Here is an 18,931-nt window from a genome sequence, read left to right as displayed (position 1 = left end):
ATTTTTCATTTGATATCGATCAATAATAGATAAATCTCTTCTTTTATGACTTTTGTAATTCATAAAATATGTGAAATATGCACGAGTCTCTTGTATTATTGAAATAAAAAAAGATAAAAGGTGGATGAGAGAAATAGTCATGAAATTTTTAATAGGCCGATAAATTGTTTTTTTGTTTGAAGCTCTTTGAGGGGGATAAAATGATTTTTACTTAGTGTTATTAAGTATTGCGATTTTTTTTATTGATGGATATGGTTTATCTTTGTATCCGTTTTGAGTGGAAATCAGTCGTAGATATAATTTAAACATAATAATAGAACAAGTTAAAGCATATGGCAGACGATAAAAAAATTATTTTTTCAATGATGAGGGTAAGTAAAACTATCCCTCCGCAACGAAAGATAATAAAAGATATATCCCTTTCTTTCTTTTATGGTGCGAAGATTGGAGTAATTGGATTGAATGGGTCGGGTAAATCCACTTTATTAAAAATTATCGCCGGCTTGGATTCCAATTATGAGGGGAAAGTTGTCTGGTCCAAAGAACATTCGATAGGTTATCTTCCCCAGGAGCCTTTGTTGGATGATACGAAAACAGTGAAAGAGGTCGTTGAGGAAGGAGTTCAGGAAGTGATGGATTTATTGAAAGAGTACGAGGAGGTGAACCTGAAGTTCTGTGAACCGATGAGTGATGAGGAGATGGATAAATTGATGGTCCGTCAGGGAGAATTGACCGAATTGATAGAACATAACGGAGGATGGGAAATCGATCAGAAATTGGAGCGGGCTATGGATGCTCTTCGTTGTCCGGAACCGGATGCTTTGGTTAAGAACTTGTCCGGGGGAGAACGTCGTCGGGTTGCTCTATGCAGATTGCTGTTAAAGGAACCCGATATTTTATTACTGGATGAGCCTACGAACCATTTGGATGCCGAATCGGTCGAATGGCTGGAACAACATTTGCATCAATATCCCGGAACGGTAATATGTGTGACTCACGACCGTTATTTTCTGGATAACGTGGCAGGATGGATTTTAGAGTTGGATCGGGGAGAAGGAATTCCTTGGGAGGGAAATTATTCCTCCTGGTTGGAGCAAAAAGCGAGACGTATGGAGCAGGAAGAGAAACAGGCAAGTAAACGAAGAAAGACGCTGGAAAGAGAATTGGAATGGGTGAGAATGTCTCCGAAAGCCCGTCAGGCAAAAAGTAAGGCTCGTTTAAAGGCTTACGATCGAATGATGGAGGAAGACGTAAAGGAGAAAGAAGAACAATTGGAGATTTTTATACCGAATGGTCCTCGTCTCGGGAATAAGGTTATTGAAGCGGAGCATGTGTCGAAAGGATTTGGCGAGAAATTGCTTTTCGAGGATTTGGAGTTCCAGTTGCCTCCGGCCGGAATTGTCGGGGTGATCGGACCGAATGGAGCGGGAAAAACGACTCTTTTCAGGATGATAATGGGATTGGAAAAGGCTGATGCCGGGACGTTTGAAGTCGGCCCAACGGTGAAGATTGGTTATGTCGATCAACAACATGCTTCCATTGATCCGGAAAAGACCGTGTATCAAATTATTTCGGGAGGGAGTGACCTGATAACCGTGGGAGGGCGTGAAATAAACGCCCGGGCGTATGTTTCTAAATTTAATTTTTCAGGTTCCGACCAGGAAAAAAAGTGTGGAGTCCTGTCCGGGGGAGAGAGAAATCGCCTGCATTTGGCTTTGGCGTTAAAGGAGGAAGCAAACGTTCTATTATTGGATGAGCCTACAAACGATATCGATGTGAATACGTTGCGGGCATTGGAAGAAGGTTTGGAAAATTTTGCCGGTTGTGCGGTTGTGGTTTCCCATGACCGTTGGTTTTTGGATCGTATCGCGACTCATATTCTGGCATTCGAGGGTGATTCTAAGGTGGTGTATTTTGAAGGGAGTTACTCCGAATACGAGGAAAATAAAAAGAAACGTTTGGGGGATGTTACTCCTAAACGTATACGTTATAAAAAATTAATCGGCTAAGGTTAGAAAGCGTGCCTAAGAAAAAAGAAAATAATATCGTGAATACTGGTTTTGTTCCCGGTATATATAATTATTGCGATCGTTGGTGTGAACGCTGTAAATTTCAATCCCGTTGCATGAGCTTCACGATGGGGAAAAAATTGAAAGAAAGAGCAAAGGTCGATTTCGATGAGGAGTTGCCGGATGATGATGATGTAGCTCTTTCTCGTTTGAAAAGTATCTTCGATTCAACCTATGAGGTATTACGGGAGTTGGCTGAGGAGAAGGGAATCGCGATTGAAGACATATATCGGGCAGAAAATATCGATAAGGGTTTCTGGGGCGAAGATTATGAGGATTTGGACGATGATGACGAAGAGCTGGCCAGAAAAGTGGAGAGGGAAGATATGATCTGCTGTAACCGGATATATGAGACTTTGGCTGATAAGTGTCAGGAGAGTATATATCAGAAATTGGATGAAGAGGAGGAGAAAGGTAATGGAATAAAGACGAAGGAGGTCGATGAAGCATTGGTGGAAATCAGCTGGTATCTGGATCTGATTCACGCGAAAATGAAACGGGCTTTGTACGGCTTTCATATTTACGCGGATAAAATCAATGCCAAACAGGAAGAAAATGATTATAACGGCTCGGCGAAGGTAGCCTTGTTGGCTATTGAAATTTCTTATCAAGCCTGGTCCGTGTTGAAAAACAAGGTGGTTTATTTTCAACAGGATATAGAACGTATTTTGGTCGTTTTGGAGCAAATGCTGCGGGACCTGGAACATCGCTTTCCGGATGCCCGAAATTTTTGTCGTCCGGGTTTCGATCAATAAAATAAGGCTACTTTTAAAAGCAGCCTTATTTTATTGAGGAGGGTTATTTCTTTTTGAACAGCTTGTCAAGTCCTTTCAGTATATTCTTTTTAACTTCTTTGCCCGCTTCTTTCTCTACGGCTTTTATCGCTTTTGTTAAATCTGGTTTCACGATAGGTTTATCAAGGGTTCCTTCAATCTTTACGTCAACATCCAACGCTTTAATATTGCTTGCTCCCGGGAGTGCGGAGAGTACGTTGTTGATATCTTTTCCGAAATATTTCCGGTCGATGTTCATGGAGAGGGTATAGTCCATCTCCCCGTTTACAGTTTGGGAACCGTAGATTGTCGTCGGGTTTCCTGCTAAATGGGTGGTAAAGGGTTCTATGATAATATTTCCGTGATCCAGTTTAAAGTCTATTTTTAACTTGCTGATACTGATTCGGCTTAATTCGTCATTTTTTAATAAAGTGGCTAATTTCGCCATAGCCGGGTTGTCTTTTATTAAGAATCCGGCCGTGGAAAGACTTCCTCCTCCGTTTACCGTGTTCATGATCGGACTCATCTCCTGATCCAAATTAGCGGAAAATTTCATTACGGTAGAGATTTTTCCGGAACAATTCATCGCCATGGGAATACTTTGTTTGATAAAGCTAAACGCATGGTAGGCGGCATCGATATCGAAATCGTCTATCCGGAGATTGAAGTCCACGAATGGTTTAGCCGGATGGGTCGTGTTATAGGATCCGTTCATGAGTATTTTTCCCTCCAGCATATCCATGCTGAGATTTTTAAGGGTAGCCACGCCTCCTGCTGTTTGTACATTCCCGTTAATGTTCTTGACGGTCAGTTGATCGAACAATAAGGTTTTAACGTTGGTATTTAAACCCAGTTGGATATTTTTGGGAACTTCAAATACTCCGTTAGGCGATGAAGAAGCGTTATCCTTTTGTATTTGTGTGGTATCCGTGGCTATATTTGCCATCAATTCATTCAGGTTCAATAATTTTGAATTTAAATTAAAATTCCCTTTTAATGTTTGGTTCTTAAATATATAGGGCAGATAGTCGGCCACGTATCCCTCCAAGGTGAGATCGGATGAATTGATTTGAATCGATAGATTCTTCAAATTCAAACGAGCCGGGGTTACGGTTAAATCTCCGGAGGGGATGACGATGCCTTTGGGAAAATCACTGTTTTTGAACAGAACATCTTTCAATGAAATTTTTCCGGTAGCGGAAAATTTTTCGTATTGTTCTTTTTCGATGTATTGGTATTTTCCGTTGAACGCCATATCTACGGAAAGTATTCCGTTGAGGGTGATGTCTTGCAAGGGAAGAGCTTTTTTAAGACTTTCGAAATTGATGACGCCTTTGGCTTCTCCTTTTAGTGTGGGATCTTCCGGGTTGGAAACCAATAAGCTCATGTCGAACGGATTATCTGCCACGGAAAAGGATAGGGTACGTAAATCTGCAACCGTTAGGGAGGGAGTTCCTCCCGGATTAGTAATACTTAACTTAAGATTGATCTTTTCGATGGATTCAGGAAGCTCCGGATATTTTAAACTGGCATCCAATATATTGAATTGGATATCGAATTGCGGGAGATGATTTTCGTAATATTCTCCTTTCGCCGTGGCATTAAGCTGAAAACCTCCGGAAGTTTTTACTCCTTCAATCTCTTTTTGGAATTCTTTCGGAACCATAGCCAAAAGACTTTCGAATTGGGTATCGGGAGCGTTTAGCTTCAGATCCATATCGTATTTTTCTTTTCCTATACCAACATTGCCTGTCAAATCTAATTTCAGGTCGTTCAACGACATGTCGTTTTTCTTAATATGGAACAGCATCTCCTTCAGATTGGCTTCGATATCGGCTTGCCAGTTGAAATTCGTGTTGTTGACCCATACGCTGTTGCCTTGACGGAAACAGATATTTTCCAAATGGAGTAAAATTTGTAGAAGCGTATTTGTTTCGGAAAGATTTCCTTGCAATTCCAGGTTGATTTTATCGATGCTGAAATAGGTGGAAGATTGAAAATCTTTGTAATCTAAATAAAGGTCCCGGATCTCGATGTGATTGAATCTGACCGATTTTCCGGAGGCGTCTGTTTTTGTCTGAATACTATCTTGTGGAGTGGCGGTTCCCGTACTGTCCGATGCGATCATAATGTCCCAGTTCTCCCGACCGGAGGCCGTTACTTGCGGCATCAAACGGCAATCTTTTAATAAAATACGGTTGATGATGATCTCGTTTCCCGAAATAAGAGATTTTAGATTAACGGATGCTTCAAATTCAGGAATACGAATTAAGGTGTCTTTTACCGTTTCCCGGTTCTCGGATAACATGACATCCGTTAATGTAACGCTTAAATCCGGAAAATTTTTGAACATGCTTAAGTTTACGTCTCCGATTTTTAAGTCGGCCTTCATATACTTTGAGGACTGTTCTTCTATAAGCCGGAGAATGTCGCTTTTAAAGAATACCGGAATCGTTATCAGTGCGATAATGAACAGTATAAAAATACCGAGGATAATAATGAATACTTTCTTCATATTTAGTTGTTTTATGTTTCTAATCAATAATGAGTCCCTACAAAGTTATGTAAATTATTTGAAGTAAGGTTTTATCTTTTTGAGTTTGTGGGGTGCCAATATTTTTTTCTGCTCCAACAGGGAGTAGGTGATTGTTCCCCACTCTTTCTTCGCTTTAAAGATCAGTTGCACTTCCCCGTATTCCAAATAAGGATGGCTCAATATGCTTTTAAAGCTCATGGTATCCATCTCTTTTTTTGTAATGTGTTTGGGATCGGCATAAAAGTGATCCAGCAAAGAGTCTACGGAGAGGTATTTGAAGGAGATTTCTTTCAATTGTAGGGGAGTATGAAAACCACCGAGGCGTTTTCTGTATTTTAGTATCTTGGAAGCGTAGTAGGGACCGATGCCTTTTATCTTGGTTAAAGAAACACTGTCGACCGAGTTCAATTCAAACCGTTTTACCGGAGAGGCCGGATGAGTCGAGAGCTGTACCATGGAATCGGGAATCTCGGCTTGCGTGAGCAGGAAAAAAGGGGTGTCGTCTTCCTCGATTAGAAGAGGAAATACGAAGAAGCCTGTTAGCAGAAAAGATAGTACGATAATTCCTTTTTTCTCTGACGATCTAAGCGGCATATTTATTGTGATTTTATAAATGGTTATAAGTTATGATATTTTTTTGAAATATCAAAGAGAAGGGCTATGCACTATGGAGATTTTGTTTATCAACTATTTAATGTTTTTCCAAGAAAGAAGTGTAAAAAAGTCCGGAAAATAAACGAAAATAAATTTGTGTGGGATGCAAAAATATATACCTTTGCACCGCAATTGTAAAAAAACAATTGACGATTCAGTAGCTCAGCCGGTAGAGCACAACACTTTTAATGTTGGGGTCCTGGGTTCGAATCCCAGCTGGATCACAATACTTTAGAGACCAAATCGATCATAGACGATTTGGTTTTTTTGATGACTGATTTTAATTTAATTATCGATACTTGTTATGTTATAATTCGATTTTACGATTTTTTTTCTCTCTCTTATCTGATATGGATTTTGTAAATTCTTTGATTTTTCTGTTTTTATGCCTACTTCTCGCGTGTACATCTCGTTACTCGTCATCTAACAATTCGATTCCAAACCCTTTGATTTTTTTTCCGTTTCTTACGATATAAATTTTATATACTGGTTTTTGTTGGCCGGGATAATTACCGGAATAACCGATTTCTCTAAAGTGGGTAATATCTCCGGACCATAAGTATCGTAAGTTTTGTAAATCTCTCGATTTTCTTTCAAGCGGGTTATAGAAAAGAGATCTTTTATCCGGCATGGGTTTGGGGGAATAATCCCATAACGAGATATAAAACAAGGGTTTTGCAGGTAATTTGTGTTTGAAATCAACGTTGGATAACCCATCCCTCTTTGCATTCGGTTCTTTAAGAGGTAGTTTCTTGAAATAGATCGAATCGTTTCTGGTCAAAATCTTTTTTTTCGGATCTGGTTGGAGTGGATTGCTTAAGGTAAATGCGTTATCGAAATTTGTTTTTTTTAGGGTATCTGAAAATAATCTGCCAAATGGTCTTTTTTCAAACAAAAAATCATATTCCGAAAATTCTGTTATCCTCTGTGCCGATAAGGAACCCCAGAATAATAGCTGAACCGCAAGCAAGGCGATAAGGCGTTTCATAAGCTGTAATTTTTAATCGTTCTACACAAATATAGGGATATTTTTTACATATGCAATTATATTTGTCATATAACAGACTGAATAATAATTATGTATAGAATGGTTTATTTATGTCTGAAAAATCTACGGTTGGTAGTAAGCAGGGGTGTTATCATGAGAACAGTGAATTGATCATACACCCTATTTGTCAAATGACAAGAAGTCTTAAACCCGTATTGTTTACAGTTTTTGCTTTTTATCTCTTCTTTCGGTAATACCTTTAATGCTAAAGTATTATATTTATAATGAATGGATATTGGAAGTGTTGGTAAAATAATGATATTGTTTTAATGTCATTAAATATCTATTTTTATTTTATTAATCTAATTTTGATATTGTATATTTGTACCGGATACAGGGTATTATATGATTAAATTTATTGACCATAAAGAGGTTTTTGAACAGTTGTTCCGGGAGAATTATGTCCGTTTGTATTATCATGCCCTTAGCTTTTTGAATGATGAGGAGACGGCGAAAGATACGGTCAATGACGTGTTTGAAAAGGTTTGGAGGAATTTTGAAAAGATCGAACGATCCCAATCTCTTCTACCGTTATTGTATACTTTGGTACGTAATCATTGCGTGAGTCAGCTTCGGCGTCGGAAGGCAAAGGAGCGTTTTGCCTTCGAATGGTCGTTAAAGAAGGAGACAATTAACGAGGACTGCATGGAATATGAACTTTTAATCGAGCGTTTGCGCGATTCCGTCGGAAATTTACCAGGACAAACGAAGACCGTATTCAGGAAATGTTTTCTCGAGGGAAGAAAATATCGAGAAGCAGCAGATGAATTGGCTATCTCTATCAATACGGTTAAGACGCATATAAGTAAGGCTTTACGTATCCTCCGGGAAGAGTATTCGAATGATGCACTTTGGTTGCTGGTATTTTTTTTACGAAAAACAAATAAAAAAGTATTCCAAGACATCACCCTTTTTGAAACGTAGTGCGTGTTCTTAAAAACAGGAGACGAAAACATGCAAAACGATTTTAATTGCGAGGATATAGAATTCGCATTATATATTTTACATCATCAGAAATTATTAGCTGAGCCGAAGGTTCGAGCTTGGTTGGAGGTGAAGGAGCATCGGGATCTGTTGGAAGGATTACGGCGTTACCGGGAAGCCGGTATGCGTGAAAAGGGAGGGATGGAGGTGGACGAGGAGTATCAATGGTTTTTGTTGGACGAGAGAATAACTTTACGGGCGAGTAAAATACGGATCCGTCGTAGGATGATGAAGTTCGTGGCTTCGGTTTTAGTGTTGATTTCCGTGACGATGGCTGTTTACTATCAACAGAGAGAAAGACAATTTATCCAACCGATGGAGTTAACCCGGAATACGGAGAAGAATACGGTAACGTTGATCACCGAAGGCGGAAAAAAGTACTTTTTGGCTTCCGGTACGGGTGCTGAAGATTCTTTAAACATACGAGGGGTGGTTATCGATTCGGTGGGAGGAATGAAATACATGAGAGTATTGCGGGATGATTGTCGGCCGGAAGAGTTTCACACGATAAAAGTACCTCGCGGGGGCGAGTATATTCTGATTTTGGATGACGGGACCCGGGTATGGATCAATTCCGATTCCGAATTGAGATATCCTTTGGCGTTTAGCGGGGCGAAGCGGGAGGTTTTTTTGAAAGGAGAGGCTTATTTCGACGTGAAACGGGAGGAGGATCGTCCTTTTGTCGTGGCGACAACCCGAACCGAGGTCAACGTATTAGGTACGGAATTTAACGTGCAGTCATACGAGAACGGGGTGGAGAATATCACACTTATAAAGGGAGTTGTCTCCGTGAAGGAAGAGGGAACGGGTGCGGATCATGAGGTCGTGTTGAAACCGGGAGAGAATGTCTCGTTGCGTGACGGTTTATTACACGTAGAGGAGGTTGACGTGTTAGAGTATACCTCTTGGAAAGAGGGATTTTTCTATTATAATAACATACGTTTAGAAGACATACTCGACGAGTTGGGCAGGTGGTTCGATTTTACCGTGTTTTACCGGAATCCGGAAGCCAAGGATTTTCGCTTTAAGTTTTGGGCTAACCGGAAGGATACGGTGGAACAGGTGATCGGACGTTTGAATGAGACGGGTAAATTGCGGATTGAGGTAACGGGAAAAACGGTAATCGTTTTTATATAAAAGATAAAGTGAACGAGGACCAAATAAGAAAGGGATAGTTGAGACCTATCCCCTTAACATGAATTTGGTTCATCGGACGGATGAACATGTTTAATTCTTAACTACAAATCTATGGAAAAAAAATCGATTTCACCTCATTTTGAGGAGCGAAAAACGAAGAATCGGGTGCAAAACATCACGTGTATTCGCTTGATTTTGTTTTTAAGCTTCTTTTGTATGGCCTCGGTTGTTTTCGGTCAGCAAAAGAAACTGAGTTTCAAATGGGAAAATGTGCCTTTGTCGGATGTATTCAATGCCTTGGAAAAAGCGGATGTCTACAAATTCGTGTTTAATTACGAAGATACGAAACCGTATAAGGTAACATTCGACGTGAAAGAAAAAACGGTATTCCAGATTTTGGATACGGTTTTTCGGGATAAGCCTTTTTCCTATAAACAGGAGGGTATCTATATCATGATCCGACGTAAGGAAGCGGATGTAAAACGGTTTGTCGTGAAAGGGAAAGTGACGGATGAAAAGGGTGTGCCTTTGCCGGGGGTTACCGTGTTGCTGGAAGGAACGAATATCGGAACGGCTACCGATTCGGAGGGTAAATTCGAGATGTCAGTAACCCGGGAAAAGGGGAGCTTGCTACTCTCGTTTGTCGGGTATAAATCGCAAAAAGTGGCTTATGAAGCGGATAAGGCTGTGTCGGTAAAGATGGAGGAAGAAGTGACGGATCTGGACGAGGTGGTGATTCGGGCTTACGGTACGCAGAATAAAAAAGAGATGGTCAGTTCGATTACTTCGATAAAGGCCGATGAGATGAAAGAGCTTCCTTCGCACAGTATTTTGAGTATGTTACAGGGGCGTTTGGCCGGCGTGGATATCGTGAACCAGTCGGGAGCTCCGGGTTCCGGGGGGAACCGGGTTGCCGTTCGGGGATATAACTCCTTGATGCAGGAGGGGGCGACCGACGGACAGCCTTTGTACGTGGTCGACGGGGTTCCCATGTTTTCCTTTACCTCTCCGGTAACGGGGACGAATACGTTATCGGATTTGGATCCTTCCATGATTGCTTCCGTGGAGATATTGAAAGATGCCGCTGCTGCCGCAATCTACGGGTCCCGGGCGGGAAACGGGGTAGTCTTGATTACGACTAAAAAAGGACAGGCTGGGAAAACCAAATTTTCCGTGAATTTTTCCTATACGGCTTCTTTTTTACCTGTTACACCCGAGCAGACGGGAGGGAGTTTGGAGAGAATGACCAAGATATACCATATGCGGAATAGCCTGAAAACGGGATATGATTATATGAACGGGCTCTATTTTTACCCGACTTCTTATGAAGATGCATTCAATAGGGGTGACGGAGGATATGACGGATGGTGGGGAAACGGGTTTCCCGATTCAGCGGGAGAAAATAAAGTTCTCCAGGATAGTCTGAATCCCTTCTATAACAACCAGACAAACTGGTATAAATATAGTTTCCGGACGGGTAAGGTGATCAATGCCAATATTCAGGCATCCGGGGGAACCGATAAGATACAATATATGATCGGGGCCGGGTATTACGACGAAAAAGGTATTATGTTGAGCAGTAATTACTCTCGAGCAAACTTAATGGTGAACCTCTCGGCCAGACCTGCTCCTATTTTAACGGCAACGACCCAACTTTATTTGGGGTATATGGATAAAAGCCGAAATCTGAATAACAAGGGAGGAAATCGCGGAATCGAGGGAATGACGGTCGATCCAGCTTCGCAATCCACGCTATTTCCCGGGCATGGAAAAATAGAAGATAAGTTTTTGGAAAAGATCAACCAGACGGTGACCCGGAATGACAATTACCGTTTAATCGCCAGCTTGGGCTTGGAGTTTCAATTGGCTAAAGGATTGACTCTTTCTGGAATGGGGGCGGTCGATTACGCTCAGTTCAACGTGAACGAATTTATTCCGAGTAACTTGGATGCGACTCAGGGTCAAAATCTTTCCATGGGGCAGATATCCAGGGATATTTCGCTGATGAATGAAAATTTGTTGAAATACAGGATAGAGGGTAATATACACACCTTAGAGGCTTTATTGGGGATGAGTATCTCTAAAGAACAGGGATTCGAGAATTGGGGATCCGGTAACGGAGGTGCAAGCGATAATGTGTATTATTATCAGGGACCGGGAGGTATTTATTATACGGAATCGGATAAATTAACTCCAAGACCCCGAACGGATTACCGATCGAACTTTAACGAAAAGGTCATGTTGAGTTTTTTCGGTCGCTTGAGTTATAATTTCAAAAAACGTTATATCGTGGAATTTGCTTATCGCCGAGACGGTTCTTCTACTTTCGGAAGAAATGTACGTTGGGCCAATTTTCCCTCGGTTGCGGTGGGATGGAATTTTGCGGACGAAGCCTTTCTGGAAAATGTGGCGTGGTTAAACAGCGGGAAGTTGCGTTTAAGCTGGGGAAAGTCCGGTCAGGTATTTCTTGATCCGTACATGGCTTACGGGTTGATGTCCAAAAACGGTATATTTCACGGGAATCCGGGGATGACCAGCTATAATGCCGTTGCACCCGATTTAACCTGGGAAAAGACCAAACAGTATAACGTCGGTTTGGATCTGGAATTATTCGATTATCGTTTGAATGTGAAATTTGATTACTATAATAAACTGACCTACTCTTTGATTACGGACGTACCTACTTTCGGTGATGTGCAGGTGATGGATTCTTACAAGAAAAACGCAGGAGAGATCTCAAACGAGGGAATCGAATTGGAATTAAAAGCCGATATACTCAGGAATACGAGGATAAAATGGAGAAGCCGGTTGAATATATCCCGGAACTGGAACAAATTGGAAAAAACCTTTGACGGTAAGGATATGATGGGTAACGTGCTGAAACGGGGTTTGTTCGGTATATACGTGTTTAACGATCAGGGGTATTACCAAAACGAGAAAGAGGTTCCCGTTTATTACAATAACGAGGGTTTCCCGATTTATATCAATAAGGTATACGGGGAGACGAGTGGAGTCGTAGGGGAGGTGAAAATAGAGGACGTGGACGGCAACGGGGAGATCGGTAACGGAGATTTGTATTACATCGGTAGTGCTTTGCCGTTGGCTTACGGGGGATGGGCAAACGAGATTACCTGGAATAATTTTGACTTGAATATCCTTTTCAATTATTCTTTAGGACGGAGAATGATAAATGCCGCACGATACGGGACTCCGATGAACATCGACGGGCCTATGTTCAGGGATTTGAGAAAGACGACTTTCTGGGAAAAAGAGGGGGATCTGACGGATTTGCCGCGCATGGGGGCTTCCTTCGTTTTTCCGGAATTGCGTTCGAACGTGGAAAGGGTCAATATGCTCCGGTTGAAACAATTGACATTGGGATATAACCTGCCGGAAAAATTCAATAGGAAATTTTATTTCAGCGGCATCCGTTTGTTTATCACGGGAGAGAATATCTGGACTTGGACCAATTATTCCGGTACGGATCCCGAAGTGGTGGATATGGATAGTGGTATTGATTGGGGCAAAGCATACCCTTTGCCTGAAAAATGGACTTTTGGTATAACCCTTAATTTTTAATAGCGATGAAAAGGTTTTATATATATATGATCATGGGACTCCTGTCTGTTGCGTGTACCGATTTTTTGGACGTGAGACCGGAGAATTCAACGACGTTCAATAACTATTTTCGTTCGGGAAAAGATGCGGAAGCACTGCTCAACTCCATGATGTCGAATCTGCGTTTCGCGGAGAATCAGGATCAGGTGCACGCGTGGGCCGGGATGAAGGTGGATAACGTGGCTCAGGATTACCGGGGGAACAGCATAAGGCGTGCCCGGCAATTGGCTCCGCGAACCTATTTTCAGGCGAGTTGGCAATTGTATTATGCCGCCATCCATGATGCCGATCTGCTTTTGGATAACGCTTACCGTTTCCCGATGTCGAAAGAGATCGTGGATATCTATCGTTTACAGGCTTATTTCGTGAAAGGGGTCTGTTATTTTTGGCTCGGACGGGCCTGGGGTGAAGCTCCGATCGTTCCCAACAGCGAGTCCGTTACGGAGAAATTAGGAAAAAGCAGTGTAAAGCAGGTCTTGGAAGAGGCGACGAAATGGGCTTTGTTGGCTATCGATTTACCGAATTACGAAGATTTAAAGGATTATGCCGGAAAGTCCAGAACGATCAAACAATACGCGAGTAAAGGTGCTGCTGCGGCCCTGTTGGCTAATATCTATGCCTGGCGGGCCAATTTGGAAAATAAAAAAGAGTATTGGGAGGAAGCGGAGAAATACTGTACGATGATTATCGAGAACAAGGCCGGTGCCTATGGTTTGGTCGCTGATCCGGAAGAGGTATGTACCCGGGTATTAAAAGGGGGAAGCGAGGAGAGTATTTGGGAAATTTACAGAACGTGGATAACGCCGGGAGAGTTTACCGAACGTGCTTTTGTCAGCGAGGAGTTTATCGGCTGGCCGGTCAGAACGGATATGGACGTGAGCTTTGCTTATCCGGATGTATTGGAGTTTACGAAGGAGACGGTCAATGAGCTTTATCCGTTTGAGGACCTGCGAAGAAAAAGTTATTTCTATGGTATTGATTCGACCGAATTCCATGTGAAGGTTATGCAATACGATTGGCTGACGGGACAAATGGTGGAGGTGATAAAGGTTTACGATTACACGGAAATGGAAAAAGCTTTTGCTAATGTATTCCGTTTTCCATTTTATAATATTAAGGATAATGAAAGTTCGAAACGGTATTTGGGAATGGAGATGAATAAGGTGGTTTGGCGCTTGCCGGATATCATGTTGTTAAGAGCAGAATGTCGTTTCCGTGCCGGATTGCCCGATCCCATGGAGGACGTGGTCGCCGTACGTCAACGTGCGGGATTATCGGGACCCGACCTGACGGATGACTTTGGCGGAGACGTTCAGTTAGCAATATTCAGGGAGCGGGAAAGGGAGCTGTTGTTCGAGGACACCCGCTATTATGATGCCGTGCGAAACGGGTTAGAGTATGTACGGCGGGAATTGCCGGAGGCTTTCGGACGTTTGACCGACGCTGATATCCGAAACGGGGCCTTGTATTATCCCGTGAACGCTGGGGCGATGGAAAACAACGATTTGGTTTTACAAAATGTTTACTGGAACACAAAAGTACAATAAGATGATGAAACATATATTTATAGTGGCCCTTGTAGGTTTTGTTGTAGCTACGGGAGCCTGTACGAAGGATAATTTTGTCAAAACGGGGCTGCATAACGGCCGTTTTGAAGGTAGTTTACTGGAGTATTTAAAAGCTTCAGGGCACTCTTACGATTGGGATTCGACAGCCAGATTAGTAGAACAGGCCGGACCGGATATGATCCGTTTATTCGAGGGGAAGGATCCTGAGCACCCTGAAATTACTTTTTTGGGACCGACAAACCATTCCATTCGTAGGTATATGCTGTTTGAAGGTTACGAACGAATTTCGGATATAGAACCTGAAGTGTGTGAGATGCTATTGCTTAATTGCATCATCGATGGGAAGATTTACCGGGATGATGTTCCGAGAGGAAAGTACGATGAGGATGAAGCTGAGCCGGGTGATGGCGGGGATTGGTATGTCACTTTGGGAGGAAATTCGATCTGGTTGTATACGCATCAGGAAACCTTGCAGGGAATTCCCGATGTAGGTGCGGTTTCTCTGAATGTATATTCCCAAAATGCATTTCGCGATTTTTCGATTGCTTCTTCGAATATCGAACCGGATAATTGCGTGGTGCACTCTTTAACCTACCAATTTACATTGGGTGATTTATAAAATATAAAAAACAGAATGTTATGAAATGGATCATGTTTATATTACCGATTGTCTGCCTCTGTCTTGTCGCTTGCGAAGAAAAGGAGGGGTATTTGAGGACGGAAAATGCCGTTTATGAACCCGACACGATGGTTGTTCGTCTTGTTCCGGATCCGGAACTGGATGCCGTGCGGATAGAGTATAAATCTCCTTGGCAATCACTGGCGATGCAAGGGTACGAGGGAACGGAACGTATTGATTTTACAGTGGAATCTGTTTCCTCAACAGCCGGAGAGGTGGCTGTTACCTCCTTTATGAAAGAGGTATCTATTTTAGGCGGGGGTATTTTACGTTATCCTTTCGAGGGGAAGTCTCCGGCCGGACGCTATACGGTATCGGTTCGTTTGACAGGCCCGGGATATAGTCAAGTGGTGAAAGATGCTTTTACATTTATCTTAAAATGAAATAGATGAAAAGAGTAAAGTTTATTTATTTATATTGTGTCCTTGGAATAATAGGTATTCCCGGAGCATTCGCGCAATCGGAAGATAAATTGCTGATCATGCTTTCCGGTGAATTGAATGAACATTACCGGGAATTGCAGGGGGAAAAATTTCCCCCCTATTATATGAATTACAGGATTATCGATACTTGGAGTACGACGATTGCGGCCTCGTTCGGGGTATTGAGGGACAATCAGTCCAGGCATACCCGGATCATGATTCCGCATATCCGGATCGGGGATTCTCTTCTGGATAATTTCAGCTATTACCCGATGGGAGCGGAAGTCTCCGAGAGAGGAATTTCATATGCGGTATTGCCTATCGATGACGAGAATAACGAGAAAGCCATCCGTCAGGCGATCTGGATGGAGTCTTCTTCCCGGTACGCATTTGCCTCGGATATATACGAGCGTTCGAAGGCACAAAGTAAGGTGAACGTCAAGAACGAGGACAAAGCTCCTTATTTCTCTTTCGCTCCCGTGGAGTCTTATTACGAACCTCCTTTCCCGGCTGACCGGTTGAAGGTCGATACGCACGCCTGGATTGTCCGGTTGAAAAAAATATCCGATTTATTCAACGAGAACATGTATATGACGCGGGGGGATGCGATCTTGACGTATGAGGTCGAGCGCCGTTATTTCGTCGATACGGAAGGTCGGAACGTGGCGGAGAATCTGCCCTATGCCCGGATTATGATTCAGGGGAGTGTTACGGCTTTGGACGGTATGGAACTTCCTTTGTTGCTTTCCTATTTTGCTTACGATCCGGCGGATTTGCCCACGGATGAGCAAATGATTGCGGATACCCGTGAGATGGTAAAAATGTTAGCTGCCTTACGGGAGGCTCCGGTTGCCGAACCTTATACCGGACCGGCTTTGTTATCGGGAGCTGCCAGCGGGGTGTTTTTTCACGAGATATTCGGGCATCGGCTGGAAGGACAACGTATGAAAACGGATGAAGACGGGCAGACATTTAAACAGATGGTGGGGGAGAGTGTATTGGCTCCCGATTTTCAGGTGTTCGACGATCCGACCTTAACCCGTTATGCCGGAAAGGCTTTGAACGGTTATTATAAGTTTGATGATCAGGGGATCCGTTCCAAACGGGTTGACGTAGTTGTCGACGGTAAATTACGCGATTTTTTGATGACCCGGGTACCGATAGACGGATTTCCCATGACCAACGGGCATGCTCGTGCCAGTGATGGATTCGATCCGGTATCCCGGCAATCCAATCTCTGTATCGAAACGAAATCCCCGAAGACGAAAGAAGAGCTGCGCCGTATGTTAGTCGAAGAGGTGAAAAAGCAGAAAAAGGAGTACGGTTATTTCTTTAAGGAGGTGACGAGCGGTCTGACTTACACGGGTAAGGGCAGTACCAATTCGTTTAACGTGACCCCCTTGGTAGTCTATCGGATTTACACGGATGGTCGTCCGGATGAATTGGTTCGGGGAGTGATATTGATCGGGACCCCCTTGTCGATGTTTTCGAACATCGTGTGTGCGGGAGACGATCCAGACGTGTTTGTCGGTATTTGTGGGGCAGAGTCCGGAAATGTTCAGGTTACGGCCATATCTCCGACTATTTTGGTTAGCAAAATAGAGACGCAGCGCACGGCTAAGTCCAGTATTCTGCCTCCTATTCTCCCGAGAGTGCATTTACCTCAGAAATAGTTCAATGAAAAAATGGAGTTATGGATAAAAATGGAAAAATAATGAAATATAGAGTACTGTTAACGTTGATTTTGCTCTCGGGTGTCTTGCATGCCCAGACTCCGGAAGAGTTGATTATCTTTACGGCGATGGGTGATGAACAGGTGAGAACGAAAGAGCGTTTAGCTCTTCCGATGATGAGTAAGCCCTTTTATGTTTCTTATGCTGTTTCTCTCTCCCGTCAGTATTCGGTAGAAGCTACTTTGGGTTCCGTGTTGAACTCGGTTCTTTTGCCTCTTCACCTGATGGGAACAGCGCAGGTATTGATCGGCGACTACAATCGAACGAATGATTTACGCCACGTGGGACAATTTTTAAGAGTGGATTTAGGGGGAGAAATCGATTATAATGCGATTCGTTTCGGTTTTTGGTTAGCTTCCGATCAGGCGTACAAGATAGCATTGCAGGAATTTTCAGCCAAGAAAGCTTACCTGGAAGCTAATCCTTACGAGGTTCCTCAGGGGCTTCCCGATCTGTTGCCGACCCCTTCGGTAGAGAAGATGGTTCAGGCAAAACAACCTTATATTTCCGGTATTTCGGAGGTGGAAACGATGGCACGGGAATTATCGGCCGTGTTCGGTCATTACAAGGAGATTATCGGATCGAAAGTGATATTGCAGGGCAACGAGATGACTTTTTATAAGTTGACTACGGAGCAGGTAGCGATCAAACAACCGCTGGATTTCGTGGAGTTGTATATGGAGGCAGCCGTTATGACGGCAACTGGGGAATATATACGAGATTCCTATATTTTGCTTGCCCCCTCGTTTACAGCCTTACCTGCGCTCGATGAGCTCAAACAAATCGTGGCTGGTTTTGCCCGGCGTCTGATGGATCTGAAAAACGCAGAGGTGTTTCGAGAGGAGTACAGTGGGCCGATTCTTTTTGAAAACGAAGCCGTACGGCAGATTTTTACAGAGAATCTGTTGGGGAATAACGGTGGTCTATGTACTTACCGGATGCCGTTGGGGGAGAGGGAGGCGACAACCTCTTTCGAAGATAAGATCGGGAAAAAATTGCTCGATTCCCGGTTGAGTGTAGTGAATTACAGTTCTATGACGGAATATATGAGTGTACCCCTATTGGGAAGCTATGTCGTGGATGCCGAGGGAGTGGTTCCTGAAGAAGAGATGCTGCTCGTGGATAAAGGTGTTTTGAAAAAAGAGCTGAACGGGAAGATTCCGACGAATAAAGTGCGTTATTCCACCGGAAGTGCCCGATTTATTCCCGCCCGCGGTGACGTGATCTACGTGACTGCTCCCGGAACGCTCCATGTGAAAGCGAACGACGGGTTAAAACCCGAAGCCATGAAAAAAGCCTTACTTAAAGTGGCAAAGGAAGAGAAAATGGATTACGCTTATATCGTGCGTCGCTTGTCCGGTAACGCTTCCTTGTTGTATCGGGTGGATGTGAAAACAGGAAAAGAGACCCAGGTCCGATTCGGGAAAGTTTCCCCCGTGAACATGGCTAAGTTGAAAAATATCAGGGCGATTTGCTCCTCGGAGAGGGTAAATAATTTTATACTCGATAAAGGAGCCGTCGTATCGATGATCTACCCCGCATCCTTTCTTTTGGATAATGCGGATATAACTGTCATGAATGTCCGGAAAAGAAAGCCTCCGGTTTTAAAAAATCCTTTACTGGAGTAGATCTTGTTTTTTTATTTTCGGTTATCGGATCATGTTTAGCATCCATCCGATAACCGATTTTATAGTATATCGATACGTGTGG

13 protein-coding genes and 1 tRNA gene are annotated in these 18,931 nt (G+C 43.0%); 11 read left to right on the top strand and 3 right to left on the bottom strand.

What is annotated here, in order from left to right; translation table 11 throughout:
* The first annotated feature begins 332 nt into the window (after positions 1–332).
* Both ettA and DMB45_RS08210 read left to right on the top strand, forming a co-directional pair.
* Positions 333–2,009, top strand: coding sequence for an energy-dependent translational throttle protein EttA (gene ettA / locus DMB45_RS08215; protein ID WP_041502142.1), 1,677 nt, complete (start codon positions 333–335; stop codon positions 2,007–2,009).
* 11 nt (positions 2,010–2,020) lie between these two features.
* Positions 2,021–2,824, top strand: a complete 804-nt coding sequence (locus tag DMB45_RS08210; protein WP_041502141.1) for a hypothetical protein — start codon at positions 2,021–2,023, stop codon at positions 2,822–2,824.
* 43 nt (positions 2,825–2,867) lie between these two features.
* Here the strand turns inward: DMB45_RS08210 and DMB45_RS08205 are convergent, their stop codons facing one another.
* Positions 2,868–5,357, bottom strand: coding sequence for an AsmA-like C-terminal region-containing protein (locus DMB45_RS08205; protein WP_041505392.1), 2,490 nt, complete (start codon positions 5,355–5,357; stop codon positions 2,868–2,870).
* A gap of 54 nt (positions 5,358–5,411) precedes the next feature.
* On the bottom strand, positions 5,412–5,972 hold the full coding sequence (locus DMB45_RS08200) for a ComEA family DNA-binding protein (RefSeq protein WP_041502139.1): 561 nt from the start codon (positions 5,970–5,972) through the stop codon (positions 5,412–5,414).
* A 211-nt stretch (positions 5,973–6,183) separates the two neighbouring features.
* On the opposite strand from DMB45_RS08200, the gene DMB45_RS08195 reads away from it, so the two are divergent.
* A tRNA-Lys gene (locus DMB45_RS08195) sits at positions 6,184–6,256 on the top strand.
* A gap of 188 nt (positions 6,257–6,444) precedes the next feature.
* On the opposite strand, the gene DMB45_RS08190 is transcribed toward DMB45_RS08195, so the two are convergent.
* The gene (locus tag DMB45_RS08190; protein WP_110688646.1) at positions 6,445–7,020 is read right to left on the bottom strand and encodes a hypothetical protein; all 576 of its coding nucleotides are present in this window, start codon (positions 7,018–7,020) and stop codon (positions 6,445–6,447) included.
* Positions 7,021–7,425: 405 nt separating this feature from the next.
* On the opposite strand from DMB45_RS08190, the gene DMB45_RS08185 reads away from it, so the two are divergent.
* From DMB45_RS08185 to DMB45_RS08150, 8 genes are all read left to right on the top strand, one after another.
* Complete coding sequence (locus tag DMB45_RS08185) at positions 7,426–8,004, top strand: RNA polymerase sigma-70 factor (RefSeq protein ID WP_110688645.1); 579 nt, start codon at positions 7,426–7,428, stop codon at positions 8,002–8,004.
* Positions 8,005–8,034: 30 nt separating this feature from the next.
* The gene (locus DMB45_RS08180) at positions 8,035–9,201 is read left to right on the top strand and encodes a FecR family protein (RefSeq protein ID WP_110688644.1); all 1,167 of its coding nucleotides are present in this window, start codon (positions 8,035–8,037) and stop codon (positions 9,199–9,201) included.
* 111 nt (positions 9,202–9,312) lie between these two features.
* Positions 9,313–12,780 carry a SusC/RagA family TonB-linked outer membrane protein gene (locus tag DMB45_RS08175; RefSeq protein WP_237143289.1) on the top strand — a complete coding sequence of 1,156 codons (3,468 nt, stop codon included), beginning with the start codon at positions 9,313–9,315 and terminating at the stop codon, positions 12,778–12,780.
* 5 nt (positions 12,781–12,785) lie between these two features.
* Positions 12,786–14,366, top strand: a complete 1,581-nt coding sequence (locus tag DMB45_RS08170) for a RagB/SusD family nutrient uptake outer membrane protein (RefSeq protein ID WP_052634351.1) — start codon at positions 12,786–12,788, stop codon at positions 14,364–14,366.
* Position 14,367: 1 nt separating this feature from the next.
* Entirely contained in the window at positions 14,368–15,006 is a 639-nt protein-coding gene (locus DMB45_RS08165; protein WP_041502136.1) for a hypothetical protein, read from the top strand.
* A gap of 20 nt (positions 15,007–15,026) precedes the next feature.
* Positions 15,027–15,449 (top strand): hypothetical protein, encoded by a 423-nt coding sequence (locus DMB45_RS08160; protein WP_041502135.1) that lies wholly within the window; start codon positions 15,027–15,029, stop codon positions 15,447–15,449.
* A gap of 5 nt (positions 15,450–15,454) precedes the next feature.
* Positions 15,455–17,161, top strand: coding sequence for a metallopeptidase TldD-related protein (locus tag DMB45_RS08155; protein ID WP_052634350.1), 1,707 nt, complete (start codon positions 15,455–15,457; stop codon positions 17,159–17,161).
* Between the two features lie 41 nt (positions 17,162–17,202).
* A complete protein-coding gene (locus DMB45_RS08150; RefSeq protein WP_160289124.1) occupies positions 17,203–18,849 on the top strand; it encodes a metallopeptidase TldD-related protein in 1,647 nt (548 codons plus the stop codon).
* Positions 18,850–18,931: the final 82 nt, after the last annotated feature.

The sequence above is a fragment of the Sanguibacteroides justesenii genome (assembly GCF_003204205.1).
Classification (GTDB): Bacteria; Bacteroidota; Bacteroidia; order Bacteroidales; family Marinifilaceae; genus Gabonibacter; species Gabonibacter massiliensis.
This window is presented reverse-complemented; position numbering and strand designations above follow the sequence as displayed.